The 23,265-nt window shown below is 56.9% G+C and carries 20 protein-coding genes; 17 read left to right on the top strand and 3 right to left on the bottom strand.

Features of this window, described 5'->3' with window-relative positions; all coding sequences use genetic code 11:
• Positions 1 to 67 precede the first annotated feature (67 nt).
• The 9 genes from LG374_RS02600 (at position 68) to LG374_RS02640 (ending at position 7,151) form a co-directional block, all read left to right on the top strand.
• Positions 68 to 325, top strand: coding sequence for a toxin-antitoxin system antitoxin subunit (locus tag LG374_RS02600; protein WP_225756253.1), 258 nt, complete (start codon positions 68 to 70; stop codon positions 323 to 325).
• Positions 325 to 741, top strand: coding sequence for a type II toxin-antitoxin system VapC family toxin (locus tag LG374_RS02605; RefSeq protein WP_225756254.1), 417 nt, complete (start codon positions 325 to 327; stop codon positions 739 to 741). Before LG374_RS02600 ends, LG374_RS02605 begins: the two co-directional genes overlap by 1 nt.
• Before the next feature lie 15 nt (positions 742 to 756).
• Positions 757 to 1,227: a DIP1984 family protein gene (locus LG374_RS02610; RefSeq protein ID WP_225756255.1), complete on the top strand. Its 471-nt coding sequence runs from the start codon at positions 757 to 759 to the stop codon at positions 1,225 to 1,227.
• Between the two features lie 426 nt (positions 1,228 to 1,653).
• Entirely contained in the window at positions 1,654 to 2,409 is a 756-nt protein-coding gene (locus LG374_RS02615) for a hypothetical protein (RefSeq protein WP_225756256.1), read from the top strand.
• 133 nt (positions 2,410 to 2,542) lie between these two features.
• Positions 2,543 to 3,265 (top strand): hypothetical protein, encoded by a 723-nt coding sequence (locus LG374_RS02620; protein ID WP_225756257.1) that lies wholly within the window; start codon positions 2,543 to 2,545, stop codon positions 3,263 to 3,265.
• Positions 3,266 to 3,346: 81 nt separating this feature from the next.
• Positions 3,347 to 4,027, top strand: a complete 681-nt coding sequence (locus LG374_RS02625; protein ID WP_225756258.1) for a hypothetical protein — start codon at positions 3,347 to 3,349, stop codon at positions 4,025 to 4,027.
• A gap of 19 nt (positions 4,028 to 4,046) precedes the next feature.
• Positions 4,047 to 5,534 (top strand): RNA ligase, encoded by a 1,488-nt coding sequence (locus tag LG374_RS02630; RefSeq protein ID WP_225756259.1) that lies wholly within the window; start codon positions 4,047 to 4,049, stop codon positions 5,532 to 5,534.
• A 170-nt stretch (positions 5,535 to 5,704) separates the two neighbouring features.
• Complete coding sequence (locus LG374_RS02635; protein ID WP_225756260.1) at positions 5,705 to 6,385, top strand: hypothetical protein; 681 nt, start codon at positions 5,705 to 5,707, stop codon at positions 6,383 to 6,385.
• 112 nt (positions 6,386 to 6,497) lie between these two features.
• Entirely contained in the window at positions 6,498 to 7,151 is a 654-nt protein-coding gene (locus tag LG374_RS02640; protein WP_225756261.1) for a phosphoesterase, read from the top strand.
• A 246-nt stretch (positions 7,152 to 7,397) separates the two neighbouring features.
• On the opposite strand, the gene acnB is transcribed toward LG374_RS02640, so the two are convergent.
• The 3 genes from acnB to LG374_RS02655 form a co-directional block, all read right to left on the bottom strand.
• Positions 7,398 to 9,986, bottom strand: a complete 2,589-nt coding sequence (gene acnB / locus LG374_RS02645) for a bifunctional aconitate hydratase 2/2-methylisocitrate dehydratase (protein WP_370639322.1) — start codon at positions 9,984 to 9,986, stop codon at positions 7,398 to 7,400.
• A 141-nt stretch (positions 9,987 to 10,127) separates the two neighbouring features.
• Positions 10,128 to 10,589, bottom strand: coding sequence for a hypothetical protein (locus LG374_RS02650; protein WP_225756263.1), 462 nt, complete (start codon positions 10,587 to 10,589; stop codon positions 10,128 to 10,130).
• 96 nt (positions 10,590 to 10,685) lie between these two features.
• Positions 10,686 to 11,339, bottom strand: a complete 654-nt coding sequence (locus LG374_RS02655; RefSeq protein WP_225756264.1) for an NAD(P)-dependent oxidoreductase — start codon at positions 11,337 to 11,339, stop codon at positions 10,686 to 10,688.
• A 105-nt stretch (positions 11,340 to 11,444) separates the two neighbouring features.
• On the opposite strand from LG374_RS02655, the gene LG374_RS02660 reads away from it, so the two are divergent.
• The 8 genes from LG374_RS02660 (at position 11,445) to LG374_RS02695 (ending at position 23,238) form a co-directional block, all read left to right on the top strand.
• Positions 11,445 to 11,861 (top strand): DUF2251 domain-containing protein, encoded by a 417-nt coding sequence (locus LG374_RS02660; protein WP_225756265.1) that lies wholly within the window; start codon positions 11,445 to 11,447, stop codon positions 11,859 to 11,861.
• Entirely contained in the window at positions 11,861 to 12,793 is a 933-nt protein-coding gene (locus tag LG374_RS02665) for a LysR family transcriptional regulator (protein WP_225756266.1), read from the top strand. The genes LG374_RS02660 and LG374_RS02665 overlap by 1 nt, the downstream gene beginning before the upstream one ends.
• Before the next feature lie 90 nt (positions 12,794 to 12,883).
• Complete coding sequence (locus LG374_RS02670; RefSeq protein WP_225756267.1) at positions 12,884 to 13,855, top strand: C40 family peptidase; 972 nt, start codon at positions 12,884 to 12,886, stop codon at positions 13,853 to 13,855.
• A 290-nt stretch (positions 13,856 to 14,145) separates the two neighbouring features.
• Positions 14,146 to 16,794 (top strand): pyruvate dehydrogenase (acetyl-transferring), homodimeric type, encoded by a 2,649-nt coding sequence (aceE, locus tag LG374_RS02675; RefSeq protein ID WP_225756268.1) that lies wholly within the window; start codon positions 14,146 to 14,148, stop codon positions 16,792 to 16,794.
• Positions 16,795 to 16,820: 26 nt separating this feature from the next.
• Positions 16,821 to 18,125, top strand: coding sequence for a dihydrolipoyllysine-residue acetyltransferase (gene aceF, locus LG374_RS02680; protein ID WP_225756269.1), 1,305 nt, complete (start codon positions 16,821 to 16,823; stop codon positions 18,123 to 18,125).
• A gap of 9 nt (positions 18,126 to 18,134) precedes the next feature.
• Positions 18,135 to 19,793 (top strand): TolC family protein, encoded by a 1,659-nt coding sequence (locus tag LG374_RS02685; protein ID WP_225756270.1) that lies wholly within the window; start codon positions 18,135 to 18,137, stop codon positions 19,791 to 19,793.
• Between the two features lie 30 nt (positions 19,794 to 19,823).
• Positions 19,824 to 22,001: a type I secretion system permease/ATPase gene (locus LG374_RS02690; protein WP_225756271.1), complete on the top strand. Its 2,178-nt coding sequence runs from the start codon at positions 19,824 to 19,826 to the stop codon at positions 21,999 to 22,001.
• 7 nt (positions 22,002 to 22,008) lie between these two features.
• Positions 22,009 to 23,238 carry an HlyD family type I secretion periplasmic adaptor subunit gene (locus tag LG374_RS02695; RefSeq protein WP_225756272.1) on the top strand — a complete coding sequence of 410 codons (1,230 nt, stop codon included), beginning with the start codon at positions 22,009 to 22,011 and terminating at the stop codon, positions 23,236 to 23,238.
• Positions 23,239 to 23,265 lie beyond the last annotated feature (27 nt).

Consider the following 23,265-nt stretch of genomic DNA (forward strand, 5'->3'; position numbering starts at 1 on the left):
GAACGCATTGCCCAGGCAAGTAGGACAACATAAAGTAGCCGTACATCACCGGAAAAAGGAAAACACCATGCACCAAAGCCACTACACATTCAGCGTCGACGATGCCCTGCAACAAGCCTTTAACCGTGCTGCCCGGCAACACAACCACGACGCGGCGGAATTACTGCGCGGCTTCATGCGCGCCTACATCGCCCAGCCCGACAAGACCGACGACGACACGTTACAAAGCTGGATACAAGCCCTTGGCGGCTACCATCCCGCCGCAGAAATAGAAATCGAATTCGAGCGTGACAAATCATTACCTCGCACTATTGAGTTTGATTAATGTACTTGCTGGACACCAATATCGTTTCCGAATTGCGGAAACTGGAAACAGGAAAAATACATCCACAAGTTTATCGCTGGATAAAAAGCAACGGATTTACCCATACCTATATCAGTGCCGTCACTCTGGCAGAAATACAAACGGGCATACTTTCCCTTGCCCGCAAAGACAAAGCACAGGCGGCATCGCTGGATAACTGGTTCGCCAACCGCCTGTTGCCTGCCTACCGCACAAAAACATTACCTGTTGATACCAAGGTTGCTCTAATTTATGCGCAATTAAACGTACCAAACAAACGACCAATTAATGATGCCTACATTGCAGCAACCGCAATAGCGCATAAACTCAAATTGGTAACCCGTAATATTCAGGATTTCCAAGGTATGCCGATAACTCTGGAAAACCCATTTGAATAAAAAGGAACAACAACCATGAAACTTGCCCAAGCCCTTATCGAACGCGCCGACCTGCAACGCAAACTGGCGCAACTCGGCGCCCGCCTGCAACAAAACGCCCAATACCAGGAAGGTGAAGCGCCTGCCGAAGACCCGCAGGACCTGCTCACCGACTACCGCCGCAGTGCGGCGGCGCTGACCCGTCTTATCGTTGCCATCAACCGCGCCAACCACAACGTGACCCTCGCCGACGGCACCACCATGCTGGCGGCACTGGCCGAGCGCGACCGCTTGAAAGCCGAACACGCCATGCTCGGCAAAGTCGCCGACGCCGCTATGGCCGACCAGTCCCGCTACAGCCGCAGCGAAATCCGCACCCTCGCCGCCGTGGACATCCGTGCCCTGCGGGTTGAGGCGGACAACGTCGCCAAACGCTGCCGCGAACTGGACATCCAAATCCAGCAGGCGAACTGGGAAAACGACATTGCGGAAGAGGAGGCCAGCTAAGGCATAAAATCATGGCGTTAATGGAAAAAACATTCCTCATAACCCTTACGCCATGCAGCAAAAAGGACCATAAAACCCAAGCGGCATAACCGTTTCAGTAGTTACTTCAAGATGTGGATGTCAAACCCTTAAAAGCAATTGCAGCTGGTAGCGGGCTACCGTTAAACCGAACAACGACCGCCCAACATCGCTCATCCAACAGCGCAACAGCAACCCACACAACGAACCCATACAACCAGATATCGGCTTGAAATAACGAGGGAGGGTGGCGCGGGAAACCGTTATGCCGCACAAACATCATCAAGCGGGCTCGCCCCCAGACAAATACAAAGCCCCGCTTGCCGGGGAATCCCGGATGGTCGCCAAAGACCAGAAGGGGAGAAAAAACAGGCACGCTTGATGCCAACCCACAACCGGAAACCCATCATGAGCCATTACAGCGCCATCGGCTTCGACAGCCAAAACGACGACGCCTTCGAACACCTCATCCACCGCTGCATTGACCACATCAGTGCCACATACGAAGGCAAAACCATGGAATACCACCGCTATGACGACGAAAGCGGCGCACAACTGTGGCTCAATACCGACAAACACGGCAACATCCGCGCCGTCGAACCCGCCTACCACGCCACGACCGTGCAACACGTCGCCATTCAGGGCATCTCGCGCGTTGACGACGACGGCACGGCGGAAATCCACCTGTGGCTGAATGGCCGCACCTTCGACGGCGACGAATGCAGCGACGGCGATTACCCGCTCATCGTCTCCGTCCCGAACGGCCAGCTGCTGCCGCGCAAACTGCCCGGCAAAACCACAACCGCGCGCCTCATCGCCATCGCTGACGACGACATCAGCACCTACGCTGATGCCGCCGCCTACGCCGCGACACAAACCGGCGAAGGCAGCATCGCCGCGAACGCCATCATCCCCGCCGGCATGTTCACCAACAGCGGCCTGCCGCGCCCGACCGCCATGATCAACGGCACCGTCCTCGCGACTGCCTGCAAAACCAACGCCCTCACCGGCCAAACCTACTACTGGTGCCGCCTCGCCACCTACGGCATGGAAATCGAAGCCGTCTATCCGGCAAAAGCCTTCACCACGCCGCCACAAGCGGGCAACATCATCAGCGGCCTCTACTGGATGACCGGCAGCATCGACACCCCCGCGCAAACCTAAAACAGTTCAGCCCGCCAAGCGGGATAAACACAGGCTTTGCGCGCAGCGCAGCATCCCTTCCCCGCTGACCCGTCACGCAATGACAGAAAAAAAACGCTGGGCGACTCCGCCAAGCGGGAAAAAACCTGGGCGCTTGACCCCCATCAAACAAAACCCCTATCACCCGACAGCCATGAAAACCCTGCCGCCAACCGGCCTAATCATCGAGGAAAACCCTGCCATTGCCGCCGCTATCCGCGACTACCAACGCTGCGGCGGCGTCCTGGACATCAGAACCTGCACCAGCGCCGACAGCGCGCCAAACTATTGGCAACACCTGCGCGTAGCGACATACACCCTGCACAGCGTCATCGCCGCCCGCAGCGCAGAACGGCAGCAACTCGCCGCCCGTGCCGGGGCGGACACCCTGCCCGACGCCTATCGGCAATATTTCCCGTTGACAGAACAACATGGCAGACGCATCAGTGCCGCCGATTTTTGGGGGCCGACATACGAACCGGCGCGACAACGCCTGCTCATCCGCGCGCAAGAAAACCGCTACTACCGCCATGACGCCGCCATTACCCCGGACAACGCCGTCATCCTGCGGGAAAACACCCCCGCCTTCTGCCACGCCTTCCTGGAGCCGCCCTATCCGGCTACCTTCGGGCGCAGCATCCGCGAGAGCGGCCAATACTTCCTCGACTTCTGCACCCTGCTGTTCGGCACAGCGCACGACATCGAAGCCTACGCCTGGGACACCGCTTGCAGCGACTACTTCGATGCCGGCAAAGAATGGTGGGGCGCCCACTTCTGGACCGTGTACAGCCCGCACAATGGCCGCTACACCGGCATCATCGCCTCGGCGACGGATTAAGCGGCATGACAGGCAAATGCAATATTCCTCCCGCCTGCGGCAATTTCGGCCTGCAATAACCCAAAATCAACAGGACAATTAATGGACACAGGATTCAAAAAGTTTTACGCCAAATCTCTGGAATTTCGCGAAGCATTACACCGAAAAATCAAAGAAGTGCCCTATACCGAAAAAACGGAAAAGCGCATATTGGAAGCACTAACTTTGTTGGATATAGCGACAGAACATGGCGAAAGTATTCATCTATTAGCCGCCAATAACTTCTATATCTCGGCAACCAGCCTGCTACGCCTGCAATATGAAGCCACACTCAAAGCGGCATGGATATACTGGGTAGCAAAAGACCATATTATTGATAAATGGCACCAATCCCTGAATGAAACAAACATCAAGCGCGTCGATAACAGTACACCAACGCTTACCGAAATCCTGCAAGAATTATCCATAGGGGTAGAAAAAGGCATTGTGCCTAATAAAGCATTTACATTGCTCAAAGAATTTAGGCAACAGAATAAGATGTCGAACTCCTATGTTCATAGCAGTATGCTGGCATTTAGCAGGAAGAAAGAAGGCTACCCTACCGGATCCATGATTCAAATTATGCAAAACTCTAATGGATTAGAAGCACTATGTTGCATGCTAGTTGGCGATATGATGCGAGATGGGAAAATCATGCAATATCTCTTAAATATCCAATTACTTTATCTGGATTGTCTACCCATGCAACTACCTGACATCATCAATACTTTCTATAAAAACTGAAAACCAATAAGGAAACCCCATGCAACAATTCATCCTCCTGCGCGGCCACCAAGGATCGGGCAAAACCACCTTCGCCCACGCCCAAATCGCCGCCTTCCAAAAACAATACCCGGACGCGCACATCGTCCACATCGAAAACGACCTGCTCCTGACCGATGAAAACGGCGCATACCGCTTCTCCGGCCCAGCGGTGGACGCCGCACAACGACAAGGCCTCGCCATGATGCAGAAAGCCTGCGAACGCGGCCGCGCCAACCCGCACGAACACATCCTCATCATCAACTCCAACACCAACCAAAAATCCGCCGCCTGCATCCACCTGCTGCGACTCGCGCGCAAACACAAATTCGCCGAAAAAATCTACCGCCTGCACAACTTCTATCCGAACGTGCACGGCGTGCGCGAAGCCGAAGTGCTCGCCGCCTACGTCCGCCTGAACCACAACCGCCTGCGTGACGAAGAAGACGTGCCGCCGACAAAACCGATGGACGCTGCCACCGCCGCCCTCATCGCCGAAATGGAAGCGCACCAAAGCCGCAAACCCGAATACGACACGGCCCGCCACACCTACATCACCGCCGCTTACCTGCGCGGCGGCCACCGCGACTACATCGCGAAAAAATCCGTGCGCTACCCCGCCCTGCGCGTCCTCAAATACGCGCGCAGCGTCTTCTACGAAAACCGCTTCGACGACGCCCTGTTGGAAATGCGCGGCATCATCCTGGATGACGACGACAACATCATCGTCCGCCCCTTCAAAAAAGTCTTCAATTACAGCGAACGCACCGCCAAAAACAGCCGTTACCCGCTGCACCTTGCCGACGACCACCCCGTCGAAGCCGTACAAAAAATCAACGGCTTCCTCGGCTGCTGCACCTACGTTGCGCGCGCGGACGACGCGGCAAACCACAACCACCAAGTGCTCTACTCCACCACCGGCTCGCTGGACAGCCGCTTTGCCGACCTGACGCGCGCGCATTGCCAACCATACGAAGACCTCTTCCGCGCCTACCCCAACCACACCTTCCTCTTTGAAATCACCGACGCCGACGACGTGCACATCATCAAAGAAAGACTGGGCGAAACCCTGATCGGCCTCATCGACGTGGCGACGGGCCGCCAATACAGCGAACGCGAACTGAACGACATCGCCGCCGCCTACAACGCGACGCACGCCAACCCGCTGCACCGCCCGCCGCTCCTGGAAAACCTGACCTTCGGCGAACTCAAAGAAAAACTGAAAAGCGTCGAACACGAAGGCTATATGGTCTTTGATGGCGAAAACAAAAAAATGCTCTTTAAACTCAAATCGCCGTATTACCTCATCTCTAAATTCCTGGGACGCAGCAACGAAAAAAACCTCAACAACAAACTGGATAAAAAACACGTGGACGAAGAATACTACCCGCTCATTGACCACCTCAAAGAAAACCGCGAGGCCTTCAAGGCGATGACCGAACTGGAGAAAATCGCCTATATCCAGGAATACCTGCGCAACAGCATCTGAATAAACCATAGAGCGGACTTCATCTGGAAAACAACAAAGCCCAGTAACGACGCCGCTTGACGGCCACCCAGAGCGTAGGGTGCCGGGCAGTAGCCTGCATTCCTGCACAGATTTCCGTCAAGCGGGCCAATCACGAACCCTGCACAAAGCAAAAACCCAAAGGACAACCCATGGACACCGGATTCAAAAAGTTTTACGCCAAATCGCTGGAGTTCCGCGAAGCACTACACCGCAAAATCCCAGAAGTACCTTATACCGAAGAGACAGAAAAACGCATATTGGCAGCGCTGACTTTACTGGATATAGCGACAGAACATGGCGAAAGCATCCATCTATTAGCCGTTAATTACTGCTATATCTCGGCAACCAGCCTGCTGCGCCTGCAATACGAAGCCACACTAAAAGCAGCATGGATATACTGGATTGCGAAAGACCACATTATTGACAAATGGCATCAATCTCTGAATGAAGAAAATGTCAATCGTGTCAATAACAGTACACCAACCGTTACTGATATTCTGCAAGAACTGTCTATAGGGGTGGAAAAAGGTATCGTACCTAATGCATTACTTGAAAAACTTCGAGAATTCAGACAACTGAATAAAATGTCGAACTCTTATGTTCATAGTGGAATGTTGGCATTTAACAGAAAAAAAGAAGGCTATCCCATAATGGGCATGATTCAAATTATGCAAAACTCTAATGGCTTAGAAGCACTATGTTGCATGATGGCTGGCAATATGGCGCAGAATAGGGAAACTATGCAATACCTCTTGAATATCCAATTACTTTATCTGGAATGCTTACCTATGCAAATACCCGACATCGCCAATACCTTCTATAAAAACTGAAAAACAACAAAGAGCCTCCATGCAAAAATTCATCCTCGCGAAACTCATTTAAATGGCGGACTGAAGCCCGCCCTACGCAGCTCCCCCTTACGACGAAACCTCCGGAAACACCATGCCCACGACCTACTTCACCTCCGACCTGCACTTCGCGCACAAAAACATCATGAAATTCTGCCCGCAGTTCCGTTCCTATGCCTCCATCAAAGAAATGGACGCGGCGCTGATTGCCCAATGGAACGCGACTGTTGCGCCAGAAGACACCGTCTATAACCTCGGCGACATCTCCTTCGTCCGCGACGCCGCCAGCATCGCCCGCGTCCTGCATCAGCTCAACGGCGAACACCACCTCATCCTCGGCAACCACGACGAAGTCATCGCCAAAAACCGCGACTACTTCCTCCACACCACGAAAGCCGACGGCAAGCCTCTGCTCGCCTCCATCAAAAACTACCGCCAGGTGGTATGCGATGGTTGCAGCCAGCCGCTGGTGCTCTTCCACTACCCGATCCAGGAATGGGACGGCTGCGGCAAAGGCCGCTACCACCTCTACGGCCACGTGCACGACCGCCTCGCGCCACTGCCCGGCCGCCTGCTCAACGTCGGCTACGACCTGCATGGCCGCCTGCTCAAAGCGCACGACATCGAAAACTACCTGCGCGACCTGCCGGCCCTCGTCCACCACGACGGGCAAAACACCCTCCGCCCGACAGACACAAACGACGCCCGCATACAAATCGCCGCCGCCCTGCGCCGCCTGAACGAGTGAAAAACGTCGCGAGCCCAGAATTTATCCCGCTTGGCGTTTTTTATTCTGCGGACGCACCCCACCCTGCCCTCCCCCACTAAAAGCCGAGGGGTTTTTATGCTCGTTTCGTGATTATGTACGCAAATCAGGTAGTGCCTTGCCAAGCAGGCTGAAGCTACTGCATAAGAATCCGCCCTTATTCCGCCCGCTAGCCATTCCGCCCATAAAAAATCCCGCCGCAGCGGGATTTTTTATGGGCCATAGCGGTTATACGTCCACCGTCGCCGCTACTGCGTTGTAGTCCTCAATTTCGTTGAAATTGAGATAGCGGTACACCTTGCCGTCCGTCGGGTCGATGGCACTGATGGCAGCGCGGTATTCTGCCACCGTCGGCAGGCGGCCCAGGCGGGCGCTGATGGCCGCCAGTTCTGCCGAAGCGAGGTACACGTTCGCATCTTTGCCGAGGCGGTTCGGGAAGTTGCGGGTCGAGGTGGAGACGACGGTTGTGCCCGCGCGCACTTGTGCCTGGTTGCCCATGCACAGTGAGCAGCCCGGCGGTTCTATACGCGCACCGGCACGGCCAAAGGTGTTGTAGTGCCCTTCTTCACTGAGTTCACGTGCGTCCATTTTTGTCGGCGGCGCCAGCCACAGCCGCACTGGTAGGTCGCTCTGTCCGGCGAGCAGGGTGGCGGCGGCGCGGAAGTGGCCGATGTTAGTCATGCACGAGCCGATGAAGACTTCGTCGATCGGCGTCCCGGCGCGCTCGGAGAGGAGGCAGACGTCATCCGGGTCGTTCGGGCAGGCGATGATGGGTTCCTGGATGTCGTCCATGTTGATGTCGATGACGGCAGCGTATTCGGCGTTGGCATCTGCTTCCAGGAGTTGCGGGTCGGCCAGCCACGCTTCCATTGCCTTGATGCGGCGTTCGAGGGCGCGTTTATCTTCGTAGCCGTCGGCAATCATGTTTTTCATCAGCACGATGTTGGATTGCAGGTATTCGATGACCGGCGCTTGGTTCAGTTTGACGGTGCAACCGGCGGCGGAGCGCTCGGCAGAGGCGTCGGTCAGCTCGAAGGCCTGTTCCATTTTCAAATCGGGCAGGCCTTCGATTTCGAGGATACGACCAGAGAAGATGTTTTTCTTGCCCGCTTTGGCGACGGTGAGCAGACCCTGTTTGATGGCGTAGAGCGGGATGGCATTGACGAGATCACGCAGGGTGATGCCCGCTTGCAAGGTGCCGCTGAAACGCACCAGCACGGATTCCGGCATGTCCAGCGGCATCACTCCGGTCGCGGCGGCAAAGGCGACAAGGCCGGAGCCAGCGGGGAAGGAAACGCCGATGGGGAAGCGGGTGTGCGAGTCGCCGCCGGTGCCGACGGTATCGGGCAGAAGCAGGCGGTTCAGCCAGGAGTGGATGACGCCGTCGCCGGGGCGCAGCGCGACGCCGCCGCGTGTGGCGATAAAGGGCGGCAGTTCTTTGTGCAGTTTGACATCGATCGCTTTCGGATAGGCGCTGGTGTGGCAGAAGGACTGCATCACCATATCGGCGGAGAAACCGAGGCAGGCGAGGTCTTTCAGTTCGTCGCGGGTCATGGTGCCGGTGGTGTCCTGCGAGCCGACGGTAGTCATGCGTGGCTCGCAATATGTGCCGGGGCGTATGCCCTGCCCTTCCGGCAGTCCGCAGGCGCGGCCAACGATTTTTTGCGCGAGGGTAAAGCCCGCGTTACTGGCGGCAGGTGCTTGCGGCAGGCGGAACACGGTGGACGGTGGCAGCTCCAGCGCGGCGCGCGCCTTCGCGGTCAGGCCACGGCCAATAATCAGGTTGATGCGCCCGCCTGCCTGTACTTCGTCCAGCAGTACCGGCGAGCGCAGGGTAAATTCGGCGACCGTTACGCCATCTTTCACAATCTTGCCCGCATAGGGCTGGATTTCGATGACATCGCCGGTGGCGAGCGCCGACACATCCACTTCTATCGGCAGCGCGCCGGAATCTTCCTGGGTATTGAAGAAAATCGGCGCAATCTTGCCGCCGAGGGTAATGCCGCCGCTACGCTTGTTCGGCACGAAAGGCACATCCGCACCGAAATGCCAAATCAGCGAATTGGTGGCGGATTTGCGCGATGAGCCCGTGCCGACCACATCGCCGACGAAAGCGACGGGATGCCCCTGCGCTTTGAGGCGCTCAAACAGGCGGATTGGGCCGACTTCACCGGGTTTATCCGGCACGACATCCACGCGCGCATTCTTGAACATCGCCAGCGCGTGCAGCGGAATATCGGAGCGGCACCAGGCATCGGGAGCGGGTGAGAGGTCGTCCGTCGTAATCTCGCCCGCCACCTTGAACACCGTCGCCGTGATGCTTTCCGGCACTTTCGCCCGCGTGGTGAACCATTCCGCGTCTGCCCAAGATTGCAGCACCGCACGCGCAAAGGCATTGCCCTGCCCGGCTTTTTCCTGCACATCGTGGAAAGCGTCAAACACCAGCAGCGTGTGCTTCAGCCCCTGCGCGGCAATCGGTGCCAGCGTAGCGTCATCAAGCAAATCGATCAGCGGTTTGACGTTATAACCGCCCTGCATCGTGCCCAACAACTCGGCAGCGCGCTCACGCGTGAGCAGCGGACTGTGCACACTGCCCTCGGCGACGGCAGCCAAGAAAGACGCCTTCACCCTGGAGGCATCATCAACGCCGGGCGGCACACGGTTGGTGAGCAAATCGAGCAAAAACGCAGGATCTTCATCCGCCGGCGGACTGATGAGCAACTCGACCAGCGCAGCGGTCTCTTGGGCGGTAAGCGGTAACGGGGGGATGCCGAGGGCGGCACGTGCGGCGGCGGCTTGACGATAAGCGACGAGCATTGGGGGATTCCTCATGTTGATTATGGTGATGACTGCACTGGCAGTGGCGAAATCATAAACAAATAGGTCTATTTTTGCTATGAAGTGCCGCCGCAAAAAAATCCCGCCGGAGCGGGATTTTTTAGGAGGAAATCGCGGTATTCACTCATCCACTTTCGCAGGCGGTGCTTTGGGCAGGAAAATGGACAAAATCAGGGCAGAGAATATCGGGTAGGGGGCAAAGTCACGCCACACCCAGAGAACGTCCCAGAGTTTGATGAATTCCTCCCAGTTAGAGGGGGTGAACAGGAAAAGTGGCAGACCAACAAAATAGATGGCAATAGTGATGACGACAGAGAGGCTGATACCCGCCACGTTACGCCGCAGCCGCAAACGGCTTACGATAAATCCTGCAATGCAGCTTGCCGCAAGGAGAGGCATGCCGAAAAGAAAATAGTGGAAAAGTAACAAAGCCCATCCGTCAAATGTGTGACCAGACGACCATACGTTTTTCCCCGTAACGGAAAACGCGCATGCCAGTACAGACATCAGCCCGCCCAGCAGGTCTTGCATACGGACGTAAGGATTATATTCGGGTGAACGGCGCAGAAAGCTGAGGTTCATGACATTGTCCATGTCGAAGGGGGAAACCCATTGTACGCGCCGCTGCCCACAAAAAAATCCCGCCGAAACGGGATTTTTCAGGCAACCGCAAAGGCATCACACCGCAGCCACCGTGAAATGCTGATGCAGATGCGCCTTGCGCTCAACGTCATCGGCAATCGCCACCGCCAAGTCGGCCAGGCCGATACCCGCCGGGCCGTCATTGGCCAGCAGCAGCGTATCCGTGCCCAGACGATAACGGCCTGTGCGGGCGGGACGGGCGGCGCGGTCTTCGCCAAAACGCAGCGGTGGGGCGAGAAAAGCCCAATTCACTTCACGCTTCCCGCACAAATCGAGCCACAGATTGCGCTCCGCATCAGCGACGGCAAACAGCTGTAGCGGGAAATCGGGCGTATCGACCAGCGCCACACCATCCACCAGCAAACTGCCCGCACCGCCGATAACTAACAAATAAGGCACTTGTGCCGTCTGCACGGCAGCCACAATTGCCGCATAAGCCGCCGTGAACTCGCGGGCAAAATGCGGATTATCCCAGCCGGGGCTGAACGCGCTGACTACGGCATCGAAGCCCGCCAATTGCGCGGCAAAATCTGCATCGTGCACATCGGCCCTGACCGCCTGCACATTCGGCGCGGCGAAGACCTTATCTGTGTGGCGCGCGAAGGCGGCGACTGCATGACCACGCGCGGCGAGTTCGCGCACCACGGCATCGCCGACATAACCGGTGCCACCAATAACTGCGTATTTCATAAACACCTCGTTGCATGATTAAGTGAAGGAGTGCTTATTGTAGGCAGGGCTGATACGCCTGATAATACCGCTTGCGCTTCACCCATTATCAAGCAGGACTAAATAATGCACGAAAGAACCCTCTACCTCGGCTGCGACAGCATCGAACACCGTCCCGGCAATAAATGCGTCCTCGAATCCTGGTTTGAAGAGACGCCTTACGGCATCGTCTTTGAAGATGACGGCAATACCGGCTACTTCTACGCTGCCCATACGGAGCAAGGCATTCTTGACGCTTTGCACATTTACGACGTCGAAGACGTAACCGACCGCGATACTCCCTCAACCATTAGCCTCCTTTGGGACGAAACCTTCGACCTCGCCGCACTGGAAATCAACGGCTACATCCATGCCGTCTTCGACTTCATCGTCCACGCGGGCTACTGCCGCAACGCCTTCCCCGAAGCCTATGGCGACTGGCTGCGCGAGCCAAACCGCCTTCTTGACGATGCCCTGCTCACCCGTCTGCTGACCCTACACTGATGGACGATCTACGCCCCCTGCTTGCCTTCGCCGCCGTCCTCGAACATGGCAGCATGAACGCCGCCGCGCAGGCGCTGGGCATGAGTCCATCCGCCGTCAGCCAGCACATCAGCCGTCTCGAAAAACTGCACGGCGTCAAATTGCTGCACCGCAGCACACGGTACCTCGCCCCGACCGACGCGGGCAGCGCACTGGGTGAACACTGCCGCCGCCTGCTCGCCAGCGTGCAGGACGCCCGCCTGACGCTGACCAATCTGAAAATCGACATCGCTGGCGAGGTGCGCCTTGCCGCGCCGACCGGCATGGCCGACGCTGCCGCCTTCCAGCAGGCCTTGCGACGCATCCGCCGCGAACATCCGGCGATACGCCTTGCCCTCTACTTTGACGAGGCGCTGGCCGACCTGCGCGACGGCAGTATCGACATTGCCCTGCGCGGCGGCGCACATGCGCTGGATGCGCCCGACCTCGTCGCCCGTCACCTTGCCGACTGGCGCTGGCATATCTACGCCGCGCCTGCCTACCTGCACGACGCGCCTGCAATCACCCACCCCGCCGACCTTGCCGCACACACCTGGATTTATCACGAACTGCCGCGCGGCGAACTGCGCCGCGACGGTGAACACCATCTGCTCAACATCGAAAGCGGCCTCTACTGCAACCGTCTCGCCGCTGTGCGCCGCCTGTGTGCGGCGGGCTTGGGGCTGGCGCTGCTGGCCGACGGTGAAGCGGCAGATGCGGTGGCTGATAGTAGCTTGCGCGTCGTCCTGCCTGACTGGACGCTGCCGCCGTTCGCCATCTACGCCGTTACCCCGCACCGCGTGCAAGCGGGCCGCGTCGCGGCAGTGCTGCATATCCTGCGCGAGAGCTTTGCCTCCGATACGGTTCATCATCCCCTGGTAGCCGATAAGGTGACGAAAAAGGCACAAACCTGACGTAAAACGCGTGATACACGATGACAACGCCGTCATTTTCCATTAGGATTGCCGCAACACACGTCCACCCTCACACTCATTCCAAAGAATATGAAAAAAATCATCCTGATCGCCTGTCTGCTGGTCTGGCAAGGCGTGGTGGCGGCACCGGCAAAACCCGCCGCCCATACCGGTAAACCCGCCGCCAGCGCGAGCAAAAAAACGGCAGCTAAACCGGCCACTGCTGCAGAAAAGAGCAAAGAAAAAGTTAAAACAGCCGCTAAAACGGCGGAAAAGAGTAAAGAAAAAGCCAAACCTGCCGCCAAAGCCGCCGCAGAAAAGAAGACTGTAGCCAAAACGGCAAAACCTGCTGCAAAGCCCAAAGCGGAACAGAAGAAGACCGTCGCCAAACACGATAAAGCGACCGACAAGAGCAAAAAAGCACATACATCCCTGGCCAAAGTGGACAAACCCGGCAAAGCCAAAACGGCATCGCTCAGTGGTAACGCCAAGACCCGCCACACCGTCCTGCTGAAAGGCAAGAAATACATCGGCACCCCCTATCTGTGGGGCGGCACGACTCCCAAAGGCTTCGACTGCTCCGGCCTTATCCATTACCTCTATCATCAAGAAGGCGTGAATATTCCGCGTAACAGCCGCGAACAGTTTTCCCGCCTGCAAGCCACCAGCGAGCCGCAACCCGGCGATCTCGTTTTCTTCCGCAAAAAAGGCGTTATCAATCACGTCGGCCTCTACCTCGGCGGCGGACGCATGCTGCACGCCCCGCAAACCGGCATGCGCGTGCGTGTCGAGAATATCAAGCGTGGCAAATGGCCGGGCCGTTACGCCGGGGCGCGCAAAGCGGTGAAAGACAAATCCGCCTTCATCCTCGCCGCTAACGGCAAGAGTAAAAAAGCGGCGGCAAGTGGCAAACTCCTCGCAAAGAACAACAAGACGGCGCGTAAAGCGGCGGATAACAAAGCTAAACTCGCCCGACGCCAAGCCATCGCGGCCAGCAACAAACGGCTTGCCAAAGAAAGCAGAACCATCCACAGCAAAGGCCGCATCGTTAGTGCCCGCTGAATCCTGCGCCCGCTTCACCATCGCCCGCCGTTGCGGGCGATTTTTTATTGCCGTCGCGGACTTCTTAATCTTTACAGACAGCCATAGACAACTATCCATAAAATTGCGACGGCCATATATCGCCATCACTTATTATCGCGTTGGCTTACAAGATAATCGCCTGTTTATTATTGTCTTTTTTCAACAGCAATCCACACTGCCGTGCGACAAACATGCAGCCGTGCTACAATCCAGGCGGCTAGTGCACCGGAGCACGACTATTTGCGTATTTTTTCGGAGTAAACACCAAGATGAAAAAAGACATTGACCCCCAAGAGACCAGGGAATGGCTGGCATCGCTTGCCAGCGTATTGCGCGAAGAGGGCGAAGAGCGCGCCCACTTCATTATTGAGACGTTGCTGGAGCAGGCTTCACGCGATGGCCTGGGCTTCACCAGCGGCTTTACCACCCCTTATTACAATACGATTCCGGCCGAGCGCCAGCCCGCCTATCCGGGCGATCTCGCGCTGGAAAAACGCATCGAGGCTTTCGTGCGCTGGAATGCATTGGCGATGGTCATCCGCGCCGGCAAACACACGAATGTCGGCGGTCATATCGCCAGTTTTTCGTCTTCAGCCGTGATGTATGAGGTCGGGCAAAACCACTTTTGGCATGGCCAAGATGGCGATCAGGGCGGCGATCTGGTTTTCTTCCAGGGTCACTGTGCGCCGGGAATGTACGCCCGTGCTTTCCTTGAAGGCCGCCTGACGGAAGAACAACTCGACAACTACCGGCAGGAAGTCGGCGGTGACGGTCTTTCTTCGTATCCGCACCCGTGGCTGATGCCGCATTTCTGGCAGTTCCCGACGGTTTCCATGGGCTTGGGCCCAATGATGGCGCTGTATCAGGCGCGTTTCATGCGTTATCTGGAAAGCCGCAACCTGATTGAGGCGAAAGGCCGCAAGGTATGGGCTTTCCTCGGCGATGGCGAAATGGACGAGCCGGAATCACGCGGGCAAATTGGTCTCGCTGCACGCGAAAAGCTCAACAATCTGGTTTTCGTCGTCAACTGTAACTTGCAGCGCCTGGACGGCCCGGTACGCGGCAACGGCAAAATCGTGCAAGAGCTGGAAGGTGAATTCCGTGGCGCCGGCTGGGATGTCATCAAGGTGCTGTGGGACAGCAACTGGGACAAAATCCTCGCCCGCGATGTGGACGGCGTATTGCGCAAGCGCATGATGGAAGTTGTCGACGGCGATTATCAGACGTATAAATCCAAAAACGGTGCCTATGTCCGCGAGCATTTCTTCAATTCGCTCGAATTGAAGGCGCTGGTATCCGACATGACTGACGATGAAATCTGGGCGCTGCAACGCGGCGGTCATGATCCGCTCAAAGTCTATGCGGCGTACAAGGCGGCACAGGAAAGCGGCAAACCGACACTGATTCTGATGCACACGGTCAAGGGTTGGGCGATGGGCGGTTCGGCCGAATCGCAAAACGTCGCACACCAATCCAAGAAGATGGATTTGCAACAGCTGCTCGCTTTCCGCGATCGCTTCCACCTGCCGCTGACTGATGAGCAAGTCGAAAAGGTTGAGTATTTGAAATTCGCCGACGGCTCGCCGGAGCAGGAATATCTGCTCGCCCGCCGTCGCGCATTGGAAGGCTTCGTGCCGTCACGCAATGACCGTGCACCGTCCCTGCCCGTGCCGGCGATGGATCTATTCTCTTCCATCACCGCCGCGACCAAGGAAGGACGTGAAATTTCCACCACGATGGCATTTGTCCGTGTGCTGGGCGCACTGATGAAAGACAAGGCCCTGGGCAAGCACATCGTGCCGATCGTGCCGGACGAATTCCGCACCTTCGGTATGGAAGGCATGTTCCGCCAATACGGCATCTGGAACCCGCTCGGCCAGCAATATACGCCGTCCGATGCCGACCAGTTGATGTACTACAAGGAATCCGCCAACGGACAAATCCTGCAAGAAGGGATTAACGAAGGCGGCGCGATGTGTGACTGGATCGCGGCTGGTACCGCATACAGCGTGCACGGTGTGCCGATGATTCCGTTCCTTGTCTATTATTCGATGTTCGGCTTCCAGCGCTTCGGTGACTTCGCCTGGGCAGCGGGTGACCAGCGTGCGCGCGGCTTCCTGCTTGGCGGTACTGCTGGCCGCACCACCCTGAACGGTGAAGGCTTGCAACACGAAGACGGTCACAGCCATATGCATGCGGCGCTGATTCCGAACTGTATCCCTTATGACCCGACTTTCGCCTATGAAGTCGCCGTTATCGTGCGTGACGGCATCCGCCGCATGTACGCCGAGCATGAGGATGTGTACTACTACCTGACCCTGCTCAACGAAAACTACCCGCATCCGGAAATGCCGCAAGGCAGCACGGAAGGCATCCTCAAAGGCCTGCATCCCGTCGCCGCCCACAAAGGCAGCAAGGGACACGTACAGCTGATGGGTTCCGGTTCCATCCTGATAGAAGTGCTGGAAGGCGCCAAATTGCTGGCGGATGAATGGGGTATTGGTTCCGATGTATGGAGTGCTACCTCCTTCACCCTGCTCGCGCGCGAGGCCGCCGATGTTGAACGCTACAACCGCCTGCATCCGGAGAGCAAACCACGCACCGCCTATCTGAACGAAGTGATGCATGGCAAAGAAGGTCCGATTATCGTCTCGACCGACTACATCCGCGCCTATCCGGATCAAATCCGCGCTTACTTGCCGAAAGGCCGCGAAATGCTGGTACTTGGCACCGATGGCTACGGCCGTTCCGATACCCGCGAAGCCCTGCGCCGCCACTTTGAAGTGAACCGCTACCATGTTGTCGTGGCTGCATTGAAATCACTGGCCGATCAAGGCAAGGCGACTGCTGCCGACGTGAAGAAAGCGATCGACAAATACGGCATCGACACCGAAGACAAATACCCCTTGTACCGTTAATTCCAGAATAGAAACAGGATATTAAAATGAGCAATGAAATTCGCATCCCCGACATTGGCGATTTTGACGCCGTTGATGTCATCGAAGTATTGATCAAAGCCGGTGATACCGTCGAAGTCGGCCAATCCGTGCTGGTACTGGAATCCGACAAAGCCTCCATGGAAGTACCAACGGAAATCGCCGGTAAAGTGGACCGCGTTGCCATCAGAGTCGGCGATAAAGTCAAACAGGGCGATCTGGTCGCCACCGTTAGTGGCGGTGCCGCTGCTGCGCCAGCCGCAGCACCTGCGGCAGAAGCACCACAAGCAGCACCTGCTGCCCCGGTAGAAGCGCCCAAATCGGCGCCCGCTCCTGCGCCAGCCCCAGCGGCTGTTGCTGCTCCGGCCGCTGCCAATACCAAAATTGACGAAGCCGCCTTCGCCACCGCTCACGCCAGCCCCTCCATGCGTAAATTCGCCCGCGAAATGAACGTGGATCTCGGCAAAGTCCAAGGTACGGGACCGCGTGGCCGCATCCTCGAAAGCGACATCAAGGCTTACGTCAAAGGTCTTTTGGTTGATGGTGCCCCCGTTGCCGCCGCTGTCAGCGGAGGGAGCGGCATCCCGCCGGTACCTGCCGTGGATTTCTCGCAATTTGGCGAAATCGAAGAACAGGCACTGTCGCGCATCAACGTGCTGACTGGTGCCGCGATGATCCGTTGCTGGCTGAACATCCCGCATGTCACCCAGCACGATTATGCCGACATCACCGAACTGGAAGCCTTCCGCGTCTCGCTCAAAGCTGAAGCGGAAAAGCGCGGTGTGCGTGTCACCATGCTGGCCTTCCTGATGAAAGCCCTGGTCAGCGCACTGAAAGAACTGCCGCGTTTCAACTCCTCGTTGTCACCAGATGGCAAGACACTGATTCTGAAGAAGTATTACAACATCGGCATTGCCGTTGACACGCCGAATGGCTTGGTCGTGCCGGTCATCCGTGATGTGGATAAAAAAGGCATCTTCGAACTGTCCAGCGATCTCGCTGCCATCAGCAAAAAAGCGCGCGATGGCAAGCTGACCCCGAAAGACATGTCCGGCGCATCCATGACCATCTCCAGCCTGGGTGGTATCGGTGGAACGTTCTTTACCCCGATCGTCAATTCACCCGAAGTTGCGATCCTCGGCGTCTCCCGCTCGGCCATGCAGCCGGTGTGGAACGGCAAAGATTTCACCCCGCGCTTGATGCTGCCCATGTCCCTGTCATATGATCATCGTGTAATAGATGGAGCGTTGGGGGCGAGAATGACGACATTACTCGCACAAATCCTCGGCGATATGAAGCGAACCTTGCTATAACAGGATGACATGAAACGGCTTATCCGGATTGCTACCGTCACTGCTTTTGTGGCGGTAGCTTGTTCATTTTGGGCGAGCGGCAGAAACCTGCCGCAGATCCTGCGTGCGGCGGTGACCAAAGACCCACAAATCGTCGAAGCGCAGGCCAATCAGCGCGTGGCGCAAAGCACCCTGGAACAAACGGAAGCCGAACTGTGGCCCAAAGTACGGGCTGGCGTGAACCAGCCTGTACTTAATAGCGGCGGCAAATACAAATTCACCCCCGGCGTTGAAGCCGAATGGCGTCTTTACGATTTCGGTGCTACCCGAGCGGGTATTGAGCGTGATCGCGTCAAAACCCAATACTACAAACACAAAACCAGCGAGACCGCAGAAGAACTCGCCTTTCAAATCGCATCCGATTACCTCGAAGCCTTGCAGGCGCGTGAATCGCTGCGTGTCGCCAAAGAAAACCTGGCGCGGCACGAACATATCGTCAAGCAGCTGCGCATTATTCTTGAATATGACCCCGGTCGCCGCTCCGAATTTACCCAAGCCGAAGCACGGCAAATACAAGTACAAGAAACCATCATCAGTTATGAACGCTCCTTGGGGCTGGCACTACGCCGCCTGGCGCGCTATGTTGACCCGCCCGTGACCGAAGGCGAGCTGGCCGACCCATTTGCCGAAATGCCGATTACCGACATCCTCAATAAATACAAAGTCAGCGAAGAAGATGCGTTGGCGCACCCCAGCTACCGCGCGCAGGCACGTGAACTGGAAAGTATCCAGGCGGCATTGAAAGCGGCGGAACGCTCGCGTTATCCAGCGGTTGGTCTGAAAGGCGAAGCCAATACCAACGATTCCTCCGTGTATCTCACCATGTCGGTAGACGTCTTCAACAAGGCGACAACGCCGACTATCGAATTACAACGCCATCAGGCACAAGCGGCGCAGGCCAAACTGGATCAAATCCACGACAGCTTGGTGCAACGCGCCGAAGTCGCCGCGCTGCAAATGCGTGAAGACCAATCGCGTATCGAAATCAGCGAATCGCAGGCGCGCGCGCTGGAACAAGTCGTGGTGGACTACGAAGACCAATTCAAGATAGCTACCCGCACCCTGCTGGATGTGGTGAACGCATACAGCGAACTGGCCAGCGTCAAACAATTGCGCGTGCAGGCACAATACGATCTGATGAAAGCCAAACTTGACTACCTCTCTGCCACCGGTAATTTGGCGCAATGGGCAAAAATTCCGGACGTCAGCAAAGCGGGAGATCCAGAGGCAGATCAAGAAAATGATAAAGACAAGAAAAAAGGCGGCAAAGATAAAGCTGAACAGCCGCTAAAACTGACTTCGCTGGATGGTGAGGCTGATGATGCCGCCGCCCCTCTTGATCTCGAATCCTATAACGACGACGAAGACGAAGGTGAACCCTATACCGGTCCGGAACAAGTCTTTGTCCACGTCAGCGACTCCGGCGAGCTCATCATGGAAACCGGTAACCTCGACATCCGAACAAAAGCCAAACCGCAGCCGGCAACTAGAGCATCTGGCAAAGCCGTTGCCCAGAATGCCAAACCCGCGCCGAAGAAAAAGAGCAAAAGCACCACACTAGCAGCGGACAATGGCAAAAAAGCCGACAAAAAAAGCAAGACCATGACTAACCCACGGCGACGCCGCTAACCACAAATAACCAAAAGGAAAAGGCATTCCATGCAAGCCCTGCTCGAACATATCAGCCTGCTCACCCGCCTCATGGGAACCCCGTTGGCCAGCGTGACATTGGCGACCCTGACCCCGCGCGACCAAGTCGGCGATTTTGATTTCCGCGAACTGTCCGAAGTGTTGAAATACCAGGGCTTTGACAACTATCTGCAAGAGCGTCCGCTGCGCAAAATCCCCAACCTGGCTCTGCCTGCCGTCATCATGCTACGCGACAACGAAGCCGCCGTGCTGAAAAAAATCGAGGGGGAAGAAGCGCTAGTGGAATTTGCCGGTATGGGCGAACGGCGCATTGCCCTTGCTGACCTGCAAAGCCAATACCTTGGCTACACCTGGTTCATCAAACCCAAAGCCGAAAAAGACGTGCGCTCCGAACTGCCCGAATACGAACTACCGAAAGGCTGGTTTTGGCGCGTCATCTGGCGTTTCCGCCGCTACTACTACCAAGTCATCGTTGCCACCTTCATCATTAACTTCCTGGCACTGGTCAGCTCGCTGTACGTCATGAACGTGTATGACCGCGTCATCCCGAACAAATCCATGGAAACCCTGTGGGTGCTGAGTATCGGCGTGACACTCGCCATCACCTTTGAATTTATCGCCAAACTCATCCGCGGCCACCTGACCGATATTGCCGGCAAAAAAGCCGACCTCATCATCTCTTCCGCGCTGTTCCGCCGCGTCATGCAGCTACGCATGGCGGACAAACCCGCCTCCTCCGGTTCCTACGCCAACAACTTGCGCGATTTCGAATCCGTGCGCGACTTCATGACCAGCGCCAGCCTGCTTGCCTTCGTGGACATGCCGTTCTTCCTGCTCTTCATCTCGGTGATGCACATGGTAGCCGGGCGACTTGCCATCGTACCGCTCACCATCATCCCGGTGGTCATCCTTGCCGGCGTAATCGCGCAAGTGCCACTGTCGCGTTCCATCAACGAATCCATGCGCGAGTCCTCGCAGCGGCAGGGGCTCGCAGTTGAAGCCATAGAAGGCATCGAAACCCTGAAAGCCAACAACGCTTTCAGTTGGGCGCAGCGCCGCTGGGATGCCTACACTGCCAAAACCTCGGCATCAAGCATCAAAACCCGCGACATCAGCAACTTCGTCACCAGCTTCTCTGCCGCTGTGCAGCAACTTAATACCGTCATCCTCGTCGTTTACGGTACCTATCTCATCCATGCCGACAACCCGCACGACCGCATCACCATGGGCGCCCTCATCGCCTGCGTTATCCTTTCCGGCCGTGCTCTCGGCCCCGTTGCCCAAATTGCCGGACTGGCCGTACGCTTCCAGCAGGCGCGTCTCGCCTTACAAGGCGTGAACAACATCACCAACCGCCCGATAGAGCGCCACGCTGACCGCCAATACATCACCCTCGACCACCCGCAAGGCAAAATCACCTTCGAAAACGTCAACTTCGCCTACGGCAAAGAAGGCAAGCGCGTACTCGATAATCTTACCGTCCACATCCGTCCCGGCGAAAAAGTCGCCATCCTCGGCCGCATCGGTAGCGGCAAATCCACCCTGCTCAAACTCGCCTCCGGCCTGTACGAACCACAAAAAGGCCTAGTCGCGCTGGACGACGTGGACGAGCGGCAAATCGATCCCTACTACCTGCGCAACACCATCGCCTTCCTGGCCCAATCGCCGCGCCTCTTCCTTGGCAGCCTGCGCGACAACCTTGACCTCGCCCGCGCCGACAGCTTTTACAGCGACGAAATCCTTTTGAATGCCCTGAAACGCTTCGGCCTCGAACGCCTCATCCAGTCGCATCCGCATGGCCTAGACATGCAGCTCGGCGAAAACGGTGCTGGCCTCTCCGGCGGACAACAACAAATCGTCAACCTTGCCCGCCTCACCTTGCGTAACCCGCGCGTCGTCCTGCTCGACGAACCGACCAGCGGCCTCGACCAGAATACCGAACAACAAGTCCTGCACGCGCTCGCCGACTGGGTACGCGACCGTACCATGATCGTCGTGACCCACCGCCCGCAAATCCTCATGCTGGTGGATCGCATCATCGTCATGGAGCAAGGACAAATCGTGATGGATGGTCCGAAACAAGCCGTACTTGACCGCTTGAGCGGCAAACCGGCCAGCCCGCCGCCACCGGCACAAACAAGCAGCCAAACCATCATTGCCGGCCACGGCAAACAAGAAAACATCTGAGGCGCACATGGCACTTAGAAAAAAACAAAAACTGTCGCAAAAAGACCTGAAACTCGTCAGCGATCTCAGCGCCGCCCTGCAAGAAGAAAAACATCGCGGCCTGTGGTGGAGCATCTTCTTTCTCGCCACCTTTCTCACCGCTTTTGTCGTCTGGGCCTACAACAACGAGCTCGAAGAAGTCACTCGCGGGCAGGGATCCATCATCCCCAGCAGCCGCCTGCAAGTCATCCAGAGCCTCGACCCCGGCATCCTCGCCGAACTGCACGTTAAAGAAGGCGACCAGGTCGAAGCGGGCGACGTCCTCGTCACCATCGACGATACCCGCAGCTCCGCCGTCCTGCGTGAAAGCGAAGCCAAAGTCGTCAATCTCGAAGCCATGCTGGCGCGCTACCGCAGCGAAGCCTACGACAAACCGCTCAAATTCCCCGACATTGTCTCCAAAGAACTGCGCGACCGCGAAACCAGCGCCTACAAAGCTCGACGCAAAGCGCTGGATGAAGCCGTCACCGGCCTGCAACAAAGCAAACGCATCCTTGACGAACAAATCCGCCGCACCGCCGCCATGGTCAAACGTGGCGTCTCCTCTGAAATCGAACTCCTGCGCATGCAGCGCGAATCTGCTGACCTCGCCCTGCAAATCAACGAGCGCCGCAACCAGTACAAAACCGAAGCCAACAACGAACTCGTCCGCACCGAAGCCGAACTCGCCCAGGCACGCGAAAACCTCGCCATGCATGCTGACCCGGTCGAACGCTCAAAAATCCGCTCACCAGTGCGCGGCATCGTCAACAACATCAAAGTCACCACCGTCGGCGGCGTTATCAGTGCTGGGCAGGACATCATGGAAATCGTGCCGATGGACGACAACCTCCTGGTGCAAGCCTACATCCGCCCGCAGGACGTCGCCTTCGTCCGCCCCGGACTACCTGCCGTCGTCAAACTCTCCGCTTACGACTATGCCATCTATGGCGGCTTGGACGGCACCGTTACCCTCATCAGCCCAGATACCCTGAGCGACGAACGCCGCCGTAGCGAACTCAACCTCGATGCCAACCAGTCCTACTACCGTGTCCTCGTCGAAACCAAAAATAGCCACCTCACCGACAAAAACGGCAAAGAACTGCGCGTCATCCCCGGCATGGTCGCAACTGTGGACATCAAAACCGGTAAAAAAACCGTCTTCCAGTACCTCATCAAACCGATTACCCGGATGAAGCAGGCACTGCAAGAACGCTGATACGACAAGAGCCGCCCGCTTGGGCGG

Origin of the sequence: Cardiobacterium sp. Marseille-Q4385 (genome assembly GCF_916618745.1) — a bacterium.
GTDB lineage: Bacteria > Pseudomonadota > Gammaproteobacteria > Cardiobacteriales > Cardiobacteriaceae > Cardiobacterium.

What these genes read in the sequence shown, in the direction of transcription:
- LG374_RS02600 (WP_225756253.1), top strand. Translation starts at nt 68, where the DNA reads ATGCACCAAAGCCACTACACATTCAGCGTCGACGATGCCCTGCAACAA.
- LG374_RS02605 (WP_225756254.1), top strand. Translation starts at nt 325, where the DNA reads ATGTACTTGCTGGACACCAATATCGTTTCCGAATTGCGGAAACTGGAA.
- LG374_RS02610 (WP_225756255.1), top strand. Translation starts at nt 757, where the DNA reads ATGAAACTTGCCCAAGCCCTTATCGAACGCGCCGACCTGCAACGCAAA.
- LG374_RS02615 (WP_225756256.1), top strand. Translation starts at nt 1,654, where the DNA reads ATGAGCCATTACAGCGCCATCGGCTTCGACAGCCAAAACGACGACGCC.
- LG374_RS02625 (WP_225756258.1), top strand. Translation starts at nt 3,347, where the DNA reads ATGGACACAGGATTCAAAAAGTTTTACGCCAAATCTCTGGAATTTCGC.
- LG374_RS02630 (WP_225756259.1), top strand. Translation starts at nt 4,047, where the DNA reads ATGCAACAATTCATCCTCCTGCGCGGCCACCAAGGATCGGGCAAAACC.
- LG374_RS02635 (WP_225756260.1), top strand. Translation starts at nt 5,705, where the DNA reads ATGGACACCGGATTCAAAAAGTTTTACGCCAAATCGCTGGAGTTCCGC.
- LG374_RS02640 (WP_225756261.1), top strand. Translation starts at nt 6,498, where the DNA reads ATGCCCACGACCTACTTCACCTCCGACCTGCACTTCGCGCACAAAAAC.
- acnB (WP_370639322.1), bottom strand. Translation starts at nt 9,986, where the DNA reads ATGCTCGTCGCTTATCGTCAAGCCGCCGCCGCACGTGCCGCCCTCGGC.
- LG374_RS02650 (WP_225756263.1), bottom strand. Translation starts at nt 10,589, where the DNA reads ATGAACCTCAGCTTTCTGCGCCGTTCACCCGAATATAATCCTTACGTC.
- LG374_RS02655 (WP_225756264.1), bottom strand. Translation starts at nt 11,339, where the DNA reads ATGAAATACGCAGTTATTGGTGGCACCGGTTATGTCGGCGATGCCGTG.
- LG374_RS02660 (WP_225756265.1), top strand. Translation starts at nt 11,445, where the DNA reads ATGCACGAAAGAACCCTCTACCTCGGCTGCGACAGCATCGAACACCGT.
- LG374_RS02665 (WP_225756266.1), top strand. Translation starts at nt 11,861, where the DNA reads ATGGACGATCTACGCCCCCTGCTTGCCTTCGCCGCCGTCCTCGAACAT.
- LG374_RS02670 (WP_225756267.1), top strand. Translation starts at nt 12,884, where the DNA reads ATGAAAAAAATCATCCTGATCGCCTGTCTGCTGGTCTGGCAAGGCGTG.
- aceE (WP_225756268.1), top strand. Translation starts at nt 14,146, where the DNA reads ATGAAAAAAGACATTGACCCCCAAGAGACCAGGGAATGGCTGGCATCG.
- aceF (WP_225756269.1), top strand. Translation starts at nt 16,821, where the DNA reads ATGAGCAATGAAATTCGCATCCCCGACATTGGCGATTTTGACGCCGTT.
- LG374_RS02685 (WP_225756270.1), top strand. Translation starts at nt 18,135, where the DNA reads ATGAAACGGCTTATCCGGATTGCTACCGTCACTGCTTTTGTGGCGGTA.
- LG374_RS02690 (WP_225756271.1), top strand. Translation starts at nt 19,824, where the DNA reads ATGCAAGCCCTGCTCGAACATATCAGCCTGCTCACCCGCCTCATGGGA.
- LG374_RS02695 (WP_225756272.1), top strand. Translation starts at nt 22,009, where the DNA reads ATGGCACTTAGAAAAAAACAAAAACTGTCGCAAAAAGACCTGAAACTC.